The 17254-nt window shown below is 68.9% G+C and carries 22 protein-coding genes; 14 read left to right on the top strand and 8 right to left on the bottom strand.

Annotation, left to right across the window (positions count from 1 at the left end; genetic code table 11):
- Positions 1-136 precede the first annotated feature (136 nt).
- Positions 137-805: a GntR family transcriptional regulator gene (locus BKA24_RS14790; protein WP_184219938.1), complete on the bottom strand. Its 669-nt coding sequence runs from the start codon at positions 803-805 to the stop codon at positions 137-139.
- 74 nt (positions 806-879) lie between these two features.
- On the opposite strand from BKA24_RS14790, the gene BKA24_RS14785 reads away from it, so the two are divergent.
- The 4 genes from BKA24_RS14785 to BKA24_RS14770 all read left to right on the top strand — a co-directional run bounded on the left by BKA24_RS14785 (position 880) and on the right by BKA24_RS14770 (position 6336).
- Positions 880-3714: an FAD-linked oxidase C-terminal domain-containing protein gene (locus BKA24_RS14785; protein ID WP_184219935.1), complete on the top strand. Its 2835-nt coding sequence runs from the start codon at positions 880-882 to the stop codon at positions 3712-3714.
- Positions 3715-4044: 330 nt separating this feature from the next.
- The gene (locus BKA24_RS14780; protein WP_184219932.1) at positions 4045-4431 is read left to right on the top strand and encodes a DUF1304 domain-containing protein; all 387 of its coding nucleotides are present in this window, start codon (positions 4045-4047) and stop codon (positions 4429-4431) included.
- A gap of 4 nt (positions 4432-4435) precedes the next feature.
- The gene (locus BKA24_RS15665) at positions 4436-5431 is read left to right on the top strand and encodes a Gfo/Idh/MocA family oxidoreductase (protein ID WP_184219929.1); all 996 of its coding nucleotides are present in this window, start codon (positions 4436-4438) and stop codon (positions 5429-5431) included.
- Positions 5428-6336: a DUF6807 domain-containing protein gene (locus BKA24_RS14770; protein WP_184219926.1), complete on the top strand. Its 909-nt coding sequence runs from the start codon at positions 5428-5430 to the stop codon at positions 6334-6336. Before BKA24_RS15665 ends, BKA24_RS14770 begins: the two co-directional genes overlap by 4 nt.
- A 4-nt stretch (positions 6337-6340) precedes the next feature.
- On the opposite strand, the gene BKA24_RS14765 is transcribed toward BKA24_RS14770, so the two are convergent.
- Positions 6341-6991 (bottom strand): alpha/beta hydrolase, encoded by a 651-nt coding sequence (locus BKA24_RS14765; RefSeq protein WP_184219923.1) that lies wholly within the window; start codon positions 6989-6991, stop codon positions 6341-6343.
- A gap of 202 nt (positions 6992-7193) precedes the next feature.
- Between BKA24_RS14765 and BKA24_RS14760 the strand changes: the two genes are divergently transcribed.
- The 3 genes from BKA24_RS14760 to BKA24_RS14750 all read left to right on the top strand — a co-directional run bounded on the left by BKA24_RS14760 (position 7194) and on the right by BKA24_RS14750 (position 9825).
- The gene (locus BKA24_RS14760) at positions 7194-8339 is read left to right on the top strand and encodes a zinc-dependent alcohol dehydrogenase (protein ID WP_184219920.1); all 1146 of its coding nucleotides are present in this window, start codon (positions 7194-7196) and stop codon (positions 8337-8339) included.
- Between the two features lie 20 nt (positions 8340-8359).
- Positions 8360-8935 (top strand): hypothetical protein, encoded by a 576-nt coding sequence (locus BKA24_RS14755; RefSeq protein ID WP_184219917.1) that lies wholly within the window; start codon positions 8360-8362, stop codon positions 8933-8935.
- Positions 8936-9018: 83 nt separating this feature from the next.
- A complete protein-coding gene (locus BKA24_RS14750) occupies positions 9019-9825 on the top strand; it encodes a lytic transglycosylase domain-containing protein (RefSeq protein WP_184219914.1) in 807 nt (268 codons plus the stop codon).
- A gap of 14 nt (positions 9826-9839) precedes the next feature.
- Here the strand turns inward: BKA24_RS14750 and BKA24_RS14745 are convergent, their stop codons facing one another.
- Positions 9840-10028 carry a hypothetical protein gene (locus tag BKA24_RS14745; protein ID WP_184219911.1) on the bottom strand — a complete coding sequence of 63 codons (189 nt, stop codon included), beginning with the start codon at positions 10026-10028 and terminating at the stop codon, positions 9840-9842.
- Between the two features lie 478 nt (positions 10029-10506).
- On the opposite strand from BKA24_RS14745, the gene BKA24_RS14740 reads away from it, so the two are divergent.
- The 3 genes from BKA24_RS14740 (at position 10507) to BKA24_RS15660 (ending at position 11531) form a co-directional block, all read left to right on the top strand.
- Positions 10507-10719 carry a hypothetical protein gene (locus BKA24_RS14740; protein ID WP_184219908.1) on the top strand — a complete coding sequence of 71 codons (213 nt, stop codon included), beginning with the start codon at positions 10507-10509 and terminating at the stop codon, positions 10717-10719.
- A gap of 110 nt (positions 10720-10829) precedes the next feature.
- The gene (locus BKA24_RS14735) at positions 10830-11132 is read left to right on the top strand and encodes a hypothetical protein (protein WP_184219904.1); all 303 of its coding nucleotides are present in this window, start codon (positions 10830-10832) and stop codon (positions 11130-11132) included.
- Positions 11133-11204: 72 nt separating this feature from the next.
- Complete coding sequence (locus BKA24_RS15660; protein ID WP_246367112.1) at positions 11205-11531, top strand: hypothetical protein; 327 nt, start codon at positions 11205-11207, stop codon at positions 11529-11531.
- A 24-nt stretch (positions 11532-11555) separates the two neighbouring features.
- Here the strand turns inward: BKA24_RS15660 and BKA24_RS14725 are convergent, their stop codons facing one another.
- From BKA24_RS14725 to BKA24_RS14715, 3 genes are read right to left on the bottom strand one after another with little or no spacing between them, the layout of a single operon-like run.
- The gene (locus BKA24_RS14725; RefSeq protein WP_343066139.1) at positions 11556-12296 is read right to left on the bottom strand and encodes a glycosyltransferase family 2 protein; all 741 of its coding nucleotides are present in this window, start codon (positions 12294-12296) and stop codon (positions 11556-11558) included.
- Complete coding sequence (locus tag BKA24_RS14720; RefSeq protein WP_184219901.1) at positions 12293-13609, bottom strand: PIG-L family deacetylase; 1317 nt, start codon at positions 13607-13609, stop codon at positions 12293-12295. Before BKA24_RS14720 ends, BKA24_RS14725 begins: the two co-directional genes overlap by 4 nt.
- Complete coding sequence (locus tag BKA24_RS14715; protein ID WP_184219898.1) at positions 13606-14634, bottom strand: acyl-CoA dehydrogenase family protein; 1029 nt, start codon at positions 14632-14634, stop codon at positions 13606-13608. Before BKA24_RS14715 ends, BKA24_RS14720 begins: the two co-directional genes overlap by 4 nt.
- Before the next feature lie 182 nt (positions 14635-14816).
- Between BKA24_RS14715 and BKA24_RS14710 the strand changes: the two genes are divergently transcribed.
- The 3 genes from BKA24_RS14710 to BKA24_RS14700 are packed head-to-tail and all read left to right on the top strand — an operon-like array spanning position 14817 to position 15963.
- Positions 14817-15368 (top strand): ferritin-like domain-containing protein, encoded by a 552-nt coding sequence (locus BKA24_RS14710; protein ID WP_184219895.1) that lies wholly within the window; start codon positions 14817-14819, stop codon positions 15366-15368.
- 8 nt (positions 15369-15376) lie between these two features.
- Entirely contained in the window at positions 15377-15709 is a 333-nt protein-coding gene (locus tag BKA24_RS14705; protein WP_184219892.1) for a DUF7882 family protein, read from the top strand.
- Positions 15706-15963 carry a hypothetical protein gene (locus BKA24_RS14700; protein WP_184219889.1) on the top strand — a complete coding sequence of 86 codons (258 nt, stop codon included), beginning with the start codon at positions 15706-15708 and terminating at the stop codon, positions 15961-15963. The genes BKA24_RS14705 and BKA24_RS14700 overlap by 4 nt, the downstream gene beginning before the upstream one ends.
- On the opposite strand, the gene BKA24_RS14695 is transcribed toward BKA24_RS14700, so the two are convergent.
- A complete protein-coding gene (locus BKA24_RS14695; protein WP_184219886.1) occupies positions 15950-16276 on the bottom strand; it encodes a DUF7882 family protein in 327 nt (108 codons plus the stop codon). The two genes, BKA24_RS14700 and BKA24_RS14695, sit on opposite strands and share 14 nt — an antisense overlap.
- Before the next feature lie 57 nt (positions 16277-16333).
- Here BKA24_RS14695 and BKA24_RS14690 point away from each other — a divergent pair, with 57 nt between their 5' ends.
- A complete protein-coding gene (locus BKA24_RS14690) occupies positions 16334-16657 on the top strand; it encodes a DUF7882 family protein (protein WP_184219883.1) in 324 nt (107 codons plus the stop codon).
- Positions 16658-16875: 218 nt separating this feature from the next.
- Here BKA24_RS14690 and BKA24_RS14685 read toward each other — a convergent pair whose 3' ends face one another.
- The gene (locus tag BKA24_RS14685) at positions 16876-17229 is read right to left on the bottom strand and encodes a DUF7882 family protein (RefSeq protein ID WP_184219880.1); all 354 of its coding nucleotides are present in this window, start codon (positions 17227-17229) and stop codon (positions 16876-16878) included.
- Between the last annotated feature and the right edge of the window lie 25 nt (positions 17230-17254).

Genomic DNA, 17254 nt, shown 5'->3' with positions numbered 1-17254 from the left:
GCCGTCCACACGCGTCAAGGCACGCCAACGGGAGTCGAGCAATGCGGGTCGGAGCAGCATTGGCGCGGGGCGCGAAGGCAGCGTGGTCCGTGCCCGCGAGGCGGAGTTCGCGGAGATGGAAGGGAATCTCGAGCGCTTACGGGCCTGGTGTGGTCAGCGCGCTGATGAGGCTTTCCGCCGCCGAGTGCAGGTGCTCATCGAGCAGGCGGGCGGCGAGATCCGAATCGCCGACCTGCACGGCATCCAGGATCTCGGCATGCTGTCGGGCGATGACGGAGGCCCCGAGCAGCCGCCGCTCCTGCACTTGAGCCATGCACAGTCGGACCTCGTCGAGCACGCTGCGGTACATGCGGGCGGTGCGCTCGCTGCCGAGCGCGTCGATGAGCGCGGTGTGGAAGCGCAGGTCGGGGTCGACCGTCTCGGCGCTCGGCCCCGGGGGCATTGCCTGGATCTCGGCGTTCGCGGCGATCGCTGATGCCGGGATCGTGCGAGAGGCCGAGAGCTCACGCAGGGCCGCGCTCTCGAGCCGCGCCCGCGTGCGATACACATCGTGCACGGTCGCCGAATCGATGTCGACCACCCGCGCGGTGCGGTGCGCGATGCGCACGAGCAGTCCCGCCGCGACGAGCTGCTCGATCGCGGCCTTGGCGCTGGGGCGGGCGACTCCGTAGGCCTGGGACACCGCCGCCTCGGTGAGCGGTTCCCCCGAGCGGATCTCGCCCGCGAGGATGCGGGTCCGCAGCCGTGCGGTCACGGCGTCGACCACGCCGACGACGTCCAGTGCTGCCTCCGGGATCGCTGCCATGCGCTCAAGTCTAGCGATCGCCCGATCCAGCGGTATACTTGTCAGACAATTCACGTCGCCGTCGAGGAGGATCCGTGCGGACGTCGCTCACCTTCCCGCTGGATCGCGCACTCCTGTCGCCCTCGACCGAGGTGAAGGATCGGTCGATCGATCGGTTCGCGCAGGCTCATGACGCCTCGCACTACCTCCTGGTCCCTGACGCCGTGCTCTCGCCGTCCTCGGCATCCGATGTGGCGGATGTCTTCCGCGCGGTCCGCGCGGCCGGCCGTACGCTGACGTTCCGCTCGGGAGGCACGAGCCTGTCCGGCCAGGGGGTGAGCGGGGACATCCTCGTCGACACTCGCAGCGCGTTCCGGAACATCGCGGTCGAGGATGACGCGCGCATCGTCCGAGTCGGTCCGGGTGCGACCGTGCGCCAGGTCAACACGCGCCTCGCGCGTTTCGGTCGCAAGCTCGGTCCGGATCCGGCCAGCGAGATCGCCTGCACGATCGGCGGTGTGATCGCGAACAACTCCAGCGGCATGGCCTGCGGCACCGTGGAGAACTCCTACCGCACCGTCGAGTCGCTGCTACTCGTGCTGCCCAGCGGAACCGTCCTCGACACCGGTGCTCCCGACGCGATCGAGACGCTGACCGCCGTCGAGCCGGCGATCGCGGAGGGACTGCTCGCCCTGCGGGAGCGGCTGCTCGCCTCGCCGGAGCGCGTCGAGTTCGTGCGCCGGCAGTTCTCGATGAAGAACACGATGGGTTACGGCATCAACGCGCTGCTCGACTTCGACGACCCGGTGAAGATCCTTGAGCACCTCGTCATCGGCTCTGAGGGCACGCTAGCCTTCGTCGCAGAGGCGAGGTTCCGCACGATCGAGGTGCGCCCGGCGATCGCGACCGGTCTGCTCGTGTTCGAGACGCTGTCGGACGCCATGGCCGCCCTCCCCCGGCTCGTCGAGCTCGGGCTCGCAACGATCGAACTGCTGGATGCCGCCTCGCTGCGCGTCGCGCAGGGGCTCAGCGACGTGCCGCGCGCGATCGCCGACATCCCGGTGGATCAGCATGCGGCGCTCCTCGTCGAGGTGCACGCGGCGGACGCGGATGCTCTCGTGCACGGCGCCGACATCGTGCTGTCGCACATGCGCGCCCTTCCGCTGGTCGTCGAGGCCGGGCTCACGACGGATGCTGCGGAACGCGCGGCGCTCTGGCACGTCCGCAAGGGTCTTTATACGGCGGTCGCGGGTGCGCGCCCGTCCGGCACGACCGCGCTGCTGGAGGACATCGTCGTGCCGGTGGACCGTCTGCTGTTCACGTGCGAGCGGCTGATCGAGCTGTTCGAGGAGCACGGGTACGACGGCTCGGTGATCTTCGGACACGCCAAGGACGGCAACGTGCACTTCCTCCTGAACGAGCGCTTCGACGATGCCGACAGCATCGCGCGCTACCGGCGCTTCACGGACGACCTCGTCGAGCTCGTGCTCGGTCAGCAGGGGTCGCTCAAGGCAGAGCACGGCACCGGCCGCATCATGGCGCCGTTCGTGCGGCGCCAGTACGGCGACGAGCTCACCGACCTCATGTGGGGCATCAAGAAGCTGCTCGACCCCGACGGCATTCTGAATCCGGGAGTCGTGCTGTCGGAGGATCCGGAGTCGTACCTGAAGGACCTCAAGCGCGTGCCAACCGTCGAGAAGGAGGTCGACCGCTGCGTCGAATGCGGGTACTGCGAGCCGACCTGCCCCAGCAAGAGCCTCACGCTCACCCCGCGGCAGCGGATCGTGCTCCGCCGCGACATGGCCTGGGCGGAGGAGCAGGGTGACACTGAGCTCGTGAAGGAGCTCCGCGTCGATTACGACTACGACGGTGTGCAGACATGCGCGGTCGACGGCATGTGCGGTGTCGCTTGCCCCGTCGACATCAATACCGGTGACCTCGTGCGGCGGCTGCGCGCCGAGCAGGCGTCGTCCGTCGCGGACGGCCTCTGGGATGTCGCCGCCAAGGGGTGGAGAGCGGCCGCGCGCGCCGGCGGACTCGCGCTCACCGTGGCCGATGCGCTTCCTGCACCGCTCGTCACCGGGGTGACCAAGGTTGGACGCGCCGTGCTCGGTGCCGACATCGTTCCCCTGTATGACGCGGGGCTGCCGGGTGGCGGATCGAAGCCGCTTCGGGCGGACAGCCCGGCGGACGCCGAGGTCGTGCTGTTCGGCGCGTGCATCGGCACGATGTTCGGCCCGGAGGATCACGGAATCGGCTCGAGGGACGCCCTGCGCGAGCTACTGTCGCGCGCCGACATCCCTTTCGTCGTCCCGCAGGATGCTGGTGGGCTCTGCTGCGGGACGCCCTGGAAGTCGAAGGGGTACCTGTCCGGATATGACCGGATGACCGACCGCGTGCTCTCCTTGCTCTGGAGCGCCAGTCGTGGCGGCGAGCTCCCGGTCGTGTGCGATGCGGCATCCTGCACCGAGGGACTCCATGTCATGCTCGCCAAGGCCGCAGCCGCGCATCCGGAGTACGCGTCCCTGGTGATCGAAGACGCGACGACCTACGTGGCGCGCGAGGTGCTCCCGAAAGTGGAGGTATCGGCCAAGCTCGACCGCATCGCCGTGCACCCGACATGCTCGACCACCGCGCTCGGTGCCACCGGCGCGCTCACGGCGCTGGCGTATGCCGTGGCCGACACCGTCTTCGTCCCCGAAGGGTGGGGATGCTGCGCCTTCGCCGGCGACCGAGGGATGCTGCACCCCGAGCTCACCGCGAGTGCGACCGACGTGGAGGCGTTCGAGGTCGCGGCAGCGGCGGACGATCTCGGTGGCTTCGATGCGTACGTGTCGGCCAACCGCACGTGCGAGATCGGCATGAGCCGCGCGACCGACCGGCCATATGAGCACGTGATCGAAGTACTCGAGCGCCTCACGCGACGGTGAGTACCCGCAGGGCTCCACCCTGCCAGGTGGAGTCCCTGTAAGGGGACCGAGGGTTCAAATCCCGCCGTCTCCGCAGAACTTCTTGGCCCGGTATCCCCTGAAAACACTGGGAGACGAGAGCGCGAATCGTTGGACGGCGAGAACCTCGAGCGGGGACGAGTACCGAGCAGCGTTCTGATCTAAAAGAGTGGCGAAAGATGTTTGCGAGGCTTTTCCAACGCGGCGAGCGCGCAACGAAATGAGTATCTGAGATTGTGAGACTCATGAAGGCAGTTCAGCCGCGCGGAAAGCGAGGCGGCAGGCCACCGGGCGGAGTGGGATGATGACGGGATGATCATCGTCGGGCTCGTGCTGGCAGCCGTCGCCGCCGCCATCCACGTGTACATCTTCTTCCTCGAGTCGATCGCGTGGACCGGAAAGGCCGCGCAGAAGACCTTCGGCACCGATCAGCGAACCGCCGAGGTCACCAAGCCACTCGCGTTCAACCAGGGGTTCTACAACCTCTTCCTCGCGATCGAGATCGTGCTCGGCATCGTGTTCGTCGCGATCGGGTGGAAAGCGGTCGGCGCCACTCTGGTGTTCGTCGGCGCCGGGTCGATGGTCGCCGCCGGCCTCGTTCTGCTCCTCTCCGACCGCACGAAGACGAGCGCAGCCCTGAAGCAGCTGGTCCCGCCGCTCCTGGGCATCGTGGCGCTGGCCATCGGAATGGCGCTCTGAACCCGTGAAGCTCGCTGTCATCGGCGCCGGTCAGATCGTCGCCGACTTCCTCCCGCACGCATCGGCGGTCGAGGGGCTCACCGTCACCGCCATCCTCGGCACACCGCGCAGTCGCGAGAAACTCGATCGGCTGGCCGCCGAGTTCGGCATCCCCACCGCTCACACCGACTACGACGAGTGCCTCGCCGATCCCGAGGTGGACACCGTCTGGATCGCGCTGCCCAACGCGCTGCACTTCGATCACGCCCGACGGGCGCTCCTGGCCGGGAAGAACGTCATCTGCGAGAAGCCGTTCGTCCTGCGCGCGGCCGAGCTCGCCGAACTCCGACAGCTGGCGACGGAGCGCGACCTCATCCTCGTCGAGGCGATCAGCAATCAGTACCTCTCCAACGTCGAATGGATCCGCCAGAACGTGGGCAGGCTCGGCGATCTGCGCGTCGTCCAGTGCGAGTACTCGCAGTACTCGTCGCGATACGACGCGTTCCGGGAGGGAAAGGTTCTGCCCGCGTTCGATCCGGCGATGGGCGGCGGAGCGCTCCTCGATCTCGGCATCTACACGCTTCACATCGTGGTCGGGCTGCTCGGCTGTCCCGAGTCTGTGGACTACGCCGCGCACATGGAACGGGGCGTGGACACCTCGGGCGTCGTGACTCTCCGCTACGGCGACCTCACCGCGGTCTGCGTGTGCGCGAAGGATTCGCCGGGTCCGTCGCGAACGAAGATCCAAGGGACCGAGGGTTCGATCGTCGTCAACGGCGCTCCGAACGTCATCCCCACGGTCGAGCTGCACCTGCGCGGCGAAGAAGTCGAGATCATCGATCGGAACGCGCACGAGCATCGGATGGTCGAGGAATTCCGGGCCTTCACGCGCATGATCGGCGAGCACGACATCGTCGAGCGCGACCGCCGACTCGATCACAGCGCCGCAGTCCTCGATGTCGCACTCGCGGCGCTCGACTCCGCGGGCATCGCGTTCGCCGACCAGGAGAACCGCTCATGACCTCATCGCCTCGCCTCGACCTCGAGGTCGATGAGACCTCGGCATCCTTCCGGGCGGGGAATCTCGAACTCGGGCGGTACGTGATCGTCCCGGATTCCCCCCAACTCGAATCGCCGAAGCCGTACCTCGACCCGCTGCGGACCAGGGCGGGCCACGTCGTCACGCTGTTCCGCCCCTGGGATCACGTGTGGCACAAAGGGCTCGCCTGGTCGCTGCCCGTCGTGGGTGACGAGAACTTCTGGGGCGGGCCCACGTATCTCCGCGGCGAGGGCTACCGCCAGCTCCCGAACAACGGCGCCCAGGTCCACCGCGCGGTGAGCGAGGCGACGGTGGTCGACGGCGTGGCACGGTTCGGCCACACGCTCGACTGGACGGCCCAGGCCGGCGCGCGCCTCTTCACCGAGGACCGCACCCTCACGGCGCGACTGCTGGGCGGCGACGCGTGGGCCCTCACGATCGAGATCGGCATGACCAACGACACGGATGCCGCGATCGCGCTCGGCTCGCCCACGACGCGAGGTCGCGAGAACGCCGGGTACGGTGGGCTCTTCTGGCGCGGACCCCGCTCCTTCACCGACGGCGTTTTGGTCACGGCGACGGGAGAGGGGACGGGCGCGGAGTTCCGCGGCCGCCGCTCCGAGTGGATGGGTTTCGCCGGCCGGCACGACGTTATCGATGCGACGTCGCTCGTCGTCATGGTCGACGGTGCGGACAACCCGAACCACCCGCCGCAGTGGTTCGCCCGCTCGGAGGAATTCGCCGGACTGAATCCGGCACCGTTCTTCAGCGACGAACTCGAGATCCCCGTCGGCGGCACCGCGACCTTCCGGTACGCGATCGGCATCGCGGATGCCGGGTCGGAGCGCGCCGCATCGCTCGCCGACGAGCTACGCGCGATCCTGTGAGAAGTCAGTCGATCCAGCCGCGCGCCCGCAGCCACTGCTCGCACGCCGTGGTCCAGCCCTCGGCGGTGCCGGCGTCGGGTGCGAGACCGAGGCCGTGCACACCGCTCTCGTAGACGTGGAGCTCGTAGGGGACGCTCTGCGCCGACAGGGCTGAGGCGAGAAGCAGGGAGTGCGCGACCGGCACAGCCTCATCGTCGGCGGTGTGCCAGATGAAGAAGGGCGGCGTGTCCGCGGTGACGAGGCGGTCGGCGGAGGTCTGCGTGCGCAGGATCGGCGCGGCGTCATCGCCGAGCAGTTGGACGCGCGACCCTCGATGGGAGTCGAGCTCCATGGACACGACGGGGTACGCGGTGATCGCCAGGTCCACCCGCTCGTCGGGTGTCGCACCCGGCGCCACCGCCGCGAAGGCGGCCGCGTGCCCGCCCGCCGAGAAGCCGAGCAGTCCGACTCGGGTCGCGCCCTGCGACCGCGCGGCGGTGATCGCCCCGCGGATGGCGCGCAGCGGTTCGGGGTGGCGGGTGCGGACGGGGTAGGCGAAGACACTCGCGGTCAGCCCCAGGTCGCGCAGCCACTGCGCGACGGGCTCGCCCTCGTGGTCGGCGTGACGCTCGTACCCGCCTCCGGGAAGAACGATGATGTGGTCGCCGTGCGGCATCCTGCTCCCTCTCGACGTCGATGCGGTGCGTCCGAGCCTACGTGAGAAAACGTTCCCCCTCCCGGGTTCGTCCCGGGCCGTGTGGGGTATCGGTTCAAGTTGGGGCGACGACGTCCGCGACTGACACGTCGAAGACGCGGGCGCAAGCCCCTCCCTTCCTCCTGTCATCCCCGCGAGGCTCGCCGGGACCCCAGGAGGACTGATGAAGGCGATGACCTATCGCGGGCCCTACAAGATCCGCGTCGACAGCAAACCCGATCCCGTGATCGTCCACCCCAACGACGCGATCGTGAGGGTCGAGCTCGCATCGATCTGCGGCTCCGACCTGCACCTCTACCACGGCATGATGCCCGACACCCGGGTGGGCCACACGTTCGGCCACGAGTTCGTCGGCCGCGTCGAGCAGGTGGGCCCGTCCGTGCAGAACCTGTCGGTCGGGGACCGCGTCATGGTGCCGTTCAACATCTCCTGCGGGTCGTGTTTCTTCTGCGCGCGGGGGCTCTACTCGAACTGCCACAACGTGAACGCGAACGCCACCGCGATCGGCGGCATCTACGGCTACTCGCACTCGACGGGCGGATACGACGGTGGTCAGGCGGAGCTCGTCCGTGTGCCGTTCGCCGACGTGGGGCCCATGGTGATCCCCGGCGACATCGCTTCGGAGGACGCGCTCCTGCTGACCGATGCGTTCTCGACGGGATACTTCGGTTCACAGCTCGCCGACATCACGGAAGGCGACACGGTCGTGGTGCTGGGGGCGGGTCCCGTCGGCCTCGCGGCGGCGCGCTCGTGCTGGCTGATGGGTGCGGGCCGGGTCATCGTCGTGGACCACATCCCGGACCGCCTAGAGAAGGCCGCGGAGTTCGCCTTCGCCGAGACCGTGCACTTCGGCCGGGAATCCGACATCGTTCTGGCTCTCAAGAAGATGACCGACGGCCTCGGGGCAGACGCGGTGATCGACGCGGTCGGCGCGGAGGCGGACGGCCATGTGCTCCAGCACGTGACAGCCGCGAAGCTCAAGCTCCAGGGCGGATCGCCGGTGGCGCTGAACTGGGCCATCGATGCGGTCCGGAAGGGTGGGACCATCTCGGTGATGGGCGCCTACGGACCGCTGTTCAGCGCCATCAAGTTCGGCGACGCCATGAACAAGGGGCTCACGATACGGGCGAATCAGGCGCCGGTGAAGCGTCAATGGCCCCGGCTGCTGGAGCACATCCGGGCCGGCCACATCGCCCCGCGCGACCTCATCACGCACCGCTTCGAGCTCGACGACATCGCCGAGGGCTATCACGTCTTCTCGTCGAAGCTCGACGGGATCATCAAGCCGCTCGTCACATTCGGCGCCTGACCGGAGCAAGAGGAGGAGACATGCCTTACACCGCAGACAAGCCCGGTGCTGTTCCCGACCCCGAGGAGCTGCGTCGCCGCATCCCGGGCTGGGGTGCCGATCTCGACCCCGCCGACCGTCCCGCGTTCCCCCGCGAGCAGCCGGGCATCGACACGGGAGCGCGATGGACGCTTCCCGAGCAGCAGCCGCACGGCGCCGGACGTGAACGGTCCATCGAGCACGAGCGACTCACGCCCGTTTTCGGAACGGCGCAGCCGTTGCACGGGGTGTCCGGCGCGATCCGGCGGCTCGCTTACACGAGGTACAGCGAAGCTCAGACCGCGCACTGGATGCTCCTCGTCGCCGGCGACAGGGTGGAGGCGGCGGGCGCTCACCTCCGCTCTCTGTTCAGCCGTCGACCGGACGAACCGGTGACGCAGTCGGGCGTGCGGGGAGAACTCGGACGGCGTCCGGTGGCTTCTCGACTGGGTCAGGGTCGGGTCGATCTGAAGCACACCTGGCTCGACCCGGTGCTGGTGGTGGGCCCCTGGGTCGCCGCAGCGTATGTCGCGTTCCGGCTCGGGCGCGCGGTGTTCCTGCCTGCACAACGTCGCTAGGCGGCGCGGAGCGCGGTGGCGGCGCCCAGTCTTCCGACGCCTCCGCGGGGTACGCTGTGCCGTCGGTCGCAGAGGAAGGCAGCATGGCGCGCACACGGAGACGCTCCCGCTCACGCAGGCGGCGCTGGCGTTCCCTCACGCGTGGCGCGGCATTCATCGCCGCACTGTTGCCGCTGGCCGCGCTGACGATCCTTGCTGTGCACTATGCGGGCCTCGTGACCGACAACGAGGAGGTCGCTCCTGTGCGCGCGCCACTGCCCGCGCCTCCCGCGCAGGCCGCGTCCGGTGCAGCCGCGGGAGAGGGGGAGCCGTCGGACGAGCTCGCGGTTCGTGTGCCGGACCCGCAATGGGTCGAGCGGGTCGCCGAGGTCACCGGCATCCCGTCCCGCGCACTTCAGGCGTACGCGAGCGCCGACCTGACTCTCGCGGCGGAGCAGCCGGACTGCGGAATCGCCTGGAACACGCTCGCCGGCATCGGGTCGGTGGAGTCCGGGCACGGCAGTCACGGTTCGTCCGTCCTCGCCTCCGACGGATGGGTCAGCCCGCGCATCGTCGGGCCAGCGTTGAACGGCGACGGCGTCGCTGCGATCCCCGACACCGACGGTGGAGCGTGGGACGGCGACGATGTCTGGGATCGAGCGGTCGGTCCCCTGCAATTCATTCCGGAGACCTGGCGGCACTGGGGGGCAGACGGCAACCTCGACGGGGTCCGCGACCCCAATCACATCGACGACGCGGCACTCGCCGCCGCCCGGTACCTGTGTCAATCGGGCTCGATGGACGGGACCGAAGCATGGCGGGCAGCCATCCTGCGGTACAACCCGCTGACGGCCTACGTCGACTCGGTCGCCGCGCGCGCCACCGAATACGCGACACTCGCGCTGGAGTGACGCGCGCCGTTCGATCAGTCCTTGCGATTCAGGGCAGAACTCGAGTCGGCCGAGTCGGGATCGACACCCGGTTCGATGCCCTCGACGGGAACGCCTTCGTCATGCGCTGCAGCGTCTGACGCCGCCTCGATGGGGTCCTCATCGGGCAGTTCGCCCCCGGGAATCGGTTTGGTCGGATCATGCTGGTCGCGGTGGTCGGTCATGTCTCCTCCTTCTCACGGATGCCACGACGCTAAGCGCCGAGCTCATCGCCACGGAGGGGGTTGACCACCTGATGCGAACCGGACAAGGGAAGGCCCCGGCGATAAGCCCGATCGCCGGGGCCTGTTCATAAGCGTGGGAGTTGATCGGTGACCCGAACACCTTTCGTCTCGACCGTGCCGCCTACTTACCTTGCACGAACACGCTAAACGAGCATGGCGGTCAGGTGAGAGGCATTGACTTTCCGAGTTCGGCCCTGCTATATCTCCGGGGCGTGAACAGCCATGAAATGCGTTGTCAAGCCCCTCTGTGGTGGGCATCCGCCGACGGAGGGTGTGATGACACCGCGGTCATCGAGACGCTCACCGACGAGCGACTCCCGCGATATTCATGGAGGTCGTCACCATGCCCCCGGACCCGGCTGATCGCATCCGCATCCATCCCCTGGGCGAAGGTGCCTGGCGGGTGTGCGATACGTCGGTGTCACCGAACGACGCGGAGAGCGTCCTCGCATACGTCGAACGGAAAGGTGAGCGATACCGCGTGACCTGGGTGCGCGGTGGTCGCAGCGCCGTGAGCTTCGAAAGTCTCGACGACATCCTTCGCGCCGCAGCCGCTCGCGTGAACGCGGAGACATCACGGCGTCGCAAGCCGGTGACCATCGCCCATCGTCCGCCGCTCGCAGCCATCTGAGCGGGGTACTCGACGCGCATCCGGCTGTCAAGGACTTGGTGCATCGACGACTCTGGGCGATGTTGGTCAATCAAACCAGTGCACGCCGTAGCCCGACGGAGGCAGACCCGATGAAGCGCATCGACATCTCGTACGGTGGCCAGTGGTTCAGCATCGGCAACCGCTCCCTCGAGGATGTGCACGAAGAGATCCGGGCGGGAATCCTCGCCGGGCACCATTGGCTCGAGGTGAACGACGGCGAGGGTCAGCCCCGGCCCGCATATCTCTCCATCTCGCCCGGGGTGCCCATCGCCGTGGTCCCGACCCCCGAGCCGCACGATCCGCCGAGTGAGACCGCCGTCGACGTGCTCGACCCCGAGATCGCCGGTCCGCCGCCGGAGTGGACCGGTCCCACTCTCCGCCCCCGCAGCTGACGTGCGATAGACGCGGCATCGGCACAGGTCAAGGCCTTGTCGTGCCTGGCGGCCACGTCGCACAGTGATGTCATGGACGACGACCAGAAGGACATCACCCGCGAAACCCCCGCGCAGGCACGACCGGGCGACCACTACGGCCAGCATGAGCCGACGGATGCCATCTCGGTGAGCGACACGCAGTCCGACCGAGCCGGCGATCGGATGCAGGATCTGCCCGCCATGTCGCAGAACCGGGCGGACGTCTCCGAGAAGATCGAGGGCGTCCTGGTTCAGACACGAGCCGACGTCACTGGTCACGATGACGTCGACGCCCGTGCACTGCTGGCCGAGCGCCTCGGTCAGGCGGGCATCGCCCTCACCAGCGACGAGTTCGACGAGATCGCCCGGCGCCTCTGACTCGCACGAGTGCGGCGGCGTTGCCTACAGGAGAGAGATCTCCCGAGGGAGCTGCGCCTCGGCCGCCACAGCAGCGGTGAGGTCTTCGCGCAGGTAGCGTGCGTAACCCTCGGGGGCACGGCCCTGCGCGCGCCCGCTGGTTCGGACCCACGCGGCATCCGAGGCCACGACGCGTGCGCCCGCTGACCGCACGCGGTCCATGAGCCGCACGTCTTCGTGTGCGGGGATGCCGGGGAATCCACCGGCGCGCAGGAGGACGTCGGCGCGGAGGCCGAGGTTGGCACCGTGCACGTGGCCGTTCGCCGTCCCCGGGGTATGGGTCGCCCACCACGCCTCCGTCTGCTCGGGACTGAGGTCGTCGAAGTTCGGGCGGACCGTGCCGACCACCGCGTGCGCGCCGCGGCGTGCGAGGGCGAGCTGGTGGGTGAGCCAATGCGGCGGCACGGAGGAGTCCGCATCCGTGTGAGCCGTCCAGACGTGTCGGTGGCCGACGTCGACGAGCTCTCCGAGCCCGGCGGCGACGCCGGCCGCCCGTGCGACGCCGACACTCCGAGCGTCGGTCTCCACGACGCGCACCCCCGCCGCCCGCGCGATCTCCGCGGAATCGTCCGTGCAGGCGTCGAGGACGACCACCACCTCGATCCGCTCCACCACGCCGCGAGCGGCGAGTGTCGCGATCTCAAGCGAGGCGAGACACGACGCGAGGAGTTCCTCCTCGTTGTGCGCCGGCACCACGACCACGAGCGCATCGATCCGGCGGCTCACGCGAGGCCCTCCGCCGCGGCGACCGAGGGGACGCCGTAAGGGGTCCAGGCCTCGAGGATGAAATCCTCCTCGACGTGCCGGGCGAGGCGCTGCAGCCCGCTGCGCCCGATGGCCCGGTGCACCGCTGCGGCATCCAGCACGGCGTCGGGGATCGTGCGCCGCCAGTGGCACGCGATCACCACCCCGTCCTCCCGCAGCCCCTCGACGATGCGTTTCACCGCCGTCGTCAGATCGTCGTGAGACCAGTAGTAGCCGAGCTCCGACAGCACCACGAGATCCCATGTGCCCTCGGGCCAGTCTCCCGGGAGCACCCGCTCCTCGACGATCGCCTCGGGCACGCGGTCGCGCGCGCGGGCGACGGCTGTGGGGGAGGCGTCGACGGCCACGATCTCGTCGGAACGTGCCGCCAGTTCGGCCGTCAGCGCCCCCGTCGCGCACCCGAGTTCGAGGGTCCGGGAGAAGCGCCGCCTCGGGAGGGTCGCCGTGAGCAGGGCGCGCTTGCGCTGCTCGTACCAGCGTGAGTCGAATCCCCACGGATCGTCGTGCGTCCGGAAGTACTCCTCGAAGCGCTCGGGATCCACCGAGGGTTCCGGCGCCGCACTCCCCGCGTCGATGAAGAGCTCATGATCGCGTTGGAAGTGGGCGAGCATGCTGCCGTGCAGGATCGGGTCGTCACGATCGCCGCCCTGCTGCGAGGAGTGCTCCGCGATCGCAGCCGACTTCGCGGCGATCGCGCGCGGAGTCAGGGCGAGACGCTGCCAGGGACCGGGATCGGGGGATGCCGGGTCGCCCCAGTGCCAGTACCAGATCGGGATGCCGATGACGCGAGCACCGTGCGCGATCGAACGGACGGTCTCTCCCAGCACCCGATGATCGCGGTGACCGTCGCCCCACCACGTCACGGCGATGAGGGTGTCGTCGGGGTCGAACGTGGCGAGCTCGGCGGTGAGCAGGGAAATCAGCCGACGGGTGTTCTCCCGCAGGCCCCCGTCAGGGAGCGCGAGATGCCGGACGCGGGCGCGTGGCGCCAGTCGGTACAGGGCGGCGGTCAGCTCTCGACGTCGTTCCAGACCGGCTCCACGCCGCTCGGGATCGGCGGCCTCGCCGTCGGTCGCGACGATCACGGTGATGTCGAGGCCGGCTGCGGCTGCGGTCGCGAGGAGCCCGCCGGCGCCCAGGGTCTCATCGTCGGGGTGCGCGGCCACGACGACCAGACGCGACTGGGTGAGGCTGAGAGGCTCGGCGTCGATGTCGACGGAGCGCCACGACGTCTCGGGCGTCCCGGGGTCACGGTGATCGAACGCGACGCTCACGATCGCACCGCCGCAACTCCCAGTCGCGCCAGATCACGCTCGGCGTGATGCTGACGGAGGTAGATCCGGAGATCCGCGACGCGGCCGGCATGGGCGGCATCGGTCGTCAGCGGTGCCGGGCCGAGCGCGCGATCGGCCAGGGCGATGATCTCCTCCGCGGCGTCGGCCACGACGGCACGCACACGAGCCGCCAAGAGCTTCGATGCGGCCGGGTCGGCGCCGGCGTCGATCCGCGCCGCGGCGTGTTCGAGAGCGAGCCGGGCGGTCCACTGCGCGGCATCCGCCCGTCCGGCGTAGACGTGCGCGGCCTGATCGGCACGCTCGCTGCGTGCGGCATCCGCGATGGCCGTCACGAGCGGTGCCGCACCGCCCCACCAGATCGCGGCGACGCCGATGCCGCCCCAGCTGAAGCCGGGTCGGTGCAGGTACCACCCGATGTCGCCGATCGGCTGGACCGGTGCCGCGTCGAAGTCGACGGGTGCGCTGACGACGCGTTGCAGTCCGCGCGAGACCCACGGGCCGGTGCGGGGGCGCACGCCGGGGTCGCGGAGGTTCACGGCGAACAGCTGCCGGTGCTCGTCGTCGACCCAGGCCGTGACCAACGCGTGGCTGAGCGTTCCCGCGAGCGAGCACCACGGCTTGGTGCCGGACAGGCGCCAGCCGTCGGACTCCCGACGAGCCTGCAAGTGCACTCCCGCGCCCTCGGCGGCGAACACGCCCCAGGTCGCGGGAGAAGCGGCATCCGACATCCCGTCCAGCCGCCCGAGGTCGGCGCCGTCCGCACGGGCCTGGGCGAGGATCGCGATCGCATCGAGGTGCGGTTCCACGATGCGAGCGGCTTCGACGCTCCGTGCAGCGAGGCCGGCGAGGGCATCCCAGAGGACGAGCGTCTGACCGCGCCCGGGAAGCGGCAGTTCCCCGCTCGCGTGCGCGGCGACGCGGAGGATCTCGGCAACGTCGGCATCGACTGGGACGGAATCGAGCGGGGAGGCCTCGAGCGCGCTCGAGGCAGGGGTGTGCGGCATGGGTCCTCCACCGCACAGCTTCGCGTCCACCGGCGCGATCCGTGCGGGGCTTGACGCGCTCGCCCCGACTGGTTATCTGGCAGTTATCACCGGGCTCTGATGGGCGCAACCCCGATGCCGCCAACCCGCCGGGCGTCTAGCGTTCACATCACAAACACACACCTGTGAGAGAAGGGACCCCCGTGGCCACGACGACGCAGAAGAAGACCGACTCCACCCCGCGCAACAACCGACGCGCTTCCGGAGCCCGCCTGACCGACGAGCAGAACGCCGAACGCGGATTCTCCGCATCGCAGGCGCTCAGCGACAACCTCCAGAAGGTTCTGGTCGATCTGCTCGAACTCGCCTCGCAGGGCAAGCAGGCGCACTGGAACGTGGTCGGGAAGAACTTCCGCGACACCCACGTGCAGCTCGACGAGATCATCGACGCCGCGCGCGGCTTCAGCGACACCGTCGCCGAACGCATGCGAGCCCTCCACGCCGTGCCCGACGGGCGCAGCGACACCGTCGCCGAGCAGACGACGCTGCCGGAGTTCCCCCACGGCGAGGTGCTGACCACCGACGTCATCGACCTGATCACCGAACGCCTCGAGGCGACGATCGGGACCTGCCGCGACGTGCACGACGACGTCGACGAAGAAGACCCGACGAGTGCCGACATCCTCCACGAGATCCTCGAGACTCTCGAGCAGTACGCCTGGATGGTCAGCGCCGAGAACCGCACTCCGCGTTAAGAGCAGGCATGGGCAAGTTCATCTACGAGGGTGCCATCAAGGTCGATTTCGACGATCGCGAACTCGCCCATCTTCAGCTCGTGATCGGATCGAAGCTGGCGCGAGGGGAGTCCTTCCACTTCACGTGGAAGGACGACCCCTCGATCGGCGACGGGCGCACCAGCGTGTGGCTGCATCCTCGCTGCACGCTCGTTTTCAAGTTCTACCGGGCCGGACGGCCGCAGCTCAATCGAGCGTGGATCGAGGCCCTCGCCTCCAGCGCGAACTCGCCGACCGGTCTGACCCTCGTGCCCGAGCCCACCCGGGCCGCGGACGACGACCGAGAGGCGGCGCTGCTGTGAAACGAATAGACATCCACTACGGCGGGGAACTGTACAGCGTGGGCGACACGTCGTACGAGGAGCTCGTGGAGCAGATCCGCCAGGCTCTCGAGAACGGCCACGGCTGGATCGACGTCAACGATGGCGAGGGCGCTCCTCGCCCCGCGCATCTGCTGATCGCGCCGGGCGTACCGATCTCGCTGATTCCGATCCCGGAGCCTCCCGGCGATGAGCAGGGCGAGGTCGACCCGGCGGTACCGTTCAGTCCGAGCTGACGGCGGAGTCGTCCTCGAACATCTGAGGGTCGAGTTGGATGCCGCCGGATGAGTTGGCGGATGCCGCAAGTTCCTCAATCCACTGCCGGTTGAGCTCGGGCGGCTCCGGGTGGTCGAACACGAACCGCAGCGGGATCGATGGGTGGAGCCAGATGGTCGTGCGGCCGCGCGGGAAGTCGTCGGGGTGCTGCCAGGAGACGGTGAAACTCTCCGACCTCCGCAGCTTTGTGGAGATCACGATCTTCAGGTGAGCGAGTGCGCGGTCTTCAATGCGGATGGGCATCGCCGAGCCGCCGTAGTAGATCAAGCCCATGGCCCCACCATAATGGGAGAGCGCACGCGGCGGTGTCGCGGCGCAGAGAGGATTCCGGTGGGAAAGTTCATCTACGAGGATTCCATCAAGGTCGACTTCGAGGACCGCACGCTCGCACACCTGCAGCAGGTCATCGGCAACAAGCTGCGACGCGGGGAATCGTTCCACTTCACGTGGCGCGACGATAAGAGCATCGGGGAGGGGCGGACCTCCGTCTGGCTGCACCCGCACGCGTCGCTCGTATTCAAGTACTACGGCAGCCGCCAGTCTCGCATCAACCGTGCGTGGTCGGAGGCCCTGATGTACACGGCGAACTCGCCCGCGGGGCTGCACCTGGTCCCCGAGCCTGCCGACGTGGGAGAGGGTGAGCCCTCGGCCTGATCCAAGGCGACGCATTCCGGGTGGTAATCCTGGGTGCAAAAAAGTGCCGCAACGCGCTGTTCTGCTGGGGCTGGATCAGCGCGCTGCGGCACGGGCCGCCGGCGTGGGGGCGTGCCGGCGAAGTCAGACCAGGAGAGGCTTGGTGCCGAACGCGGCCGTGAACTCGGCGGCGAGAGCCTCTTCGTAGGCGTCGGCTTCGTCTCGCAGATCGCCGTCCATCAGGCCGCCACCTCGGTGCGGGCCTTCTGGGGGCGGGCTGCGGACAGCTCGGGGATGTCGATGTCGGCGTCGAGGACAAGCCCGCCGTTCGAGGTCGCCTGGTCCGCCATCTCGCGGAGGGTTGCGGGGTTCAGCGGCATCGCCTCTGCCTGGTCGTAGACGAAGCGCAGCGGGATGGCCGGCTGCAGCCACAGGGTTGTGCGTCCCTGACCATCGGACTCCGTGCCCTTCCATGAGACGACGAAGCTTTCACTGCGGCGCAGCTTCGTGGTCGCGACGGCGGCGAGGTGGGCGAGGACGCGGTCCGGCATGACGATCGGCTCGTCGACGTTTCCGTAGTACAGGCTTCCCATGACTTCCTCCTGGTGTGGTCTTGCG

Source organism: Microbacterium marinum (genome assembly GCF_014204835.1).
Classification (GTDB): Bacteria; Actinomycetota; Actinomycetes; order Actinomycetales; family Microbacteriaceae; genus Microbacterium; species Microbacterium marinum.
This window is presented reverse-complemented; position numbering and strand designations above follow the sequence as displayed.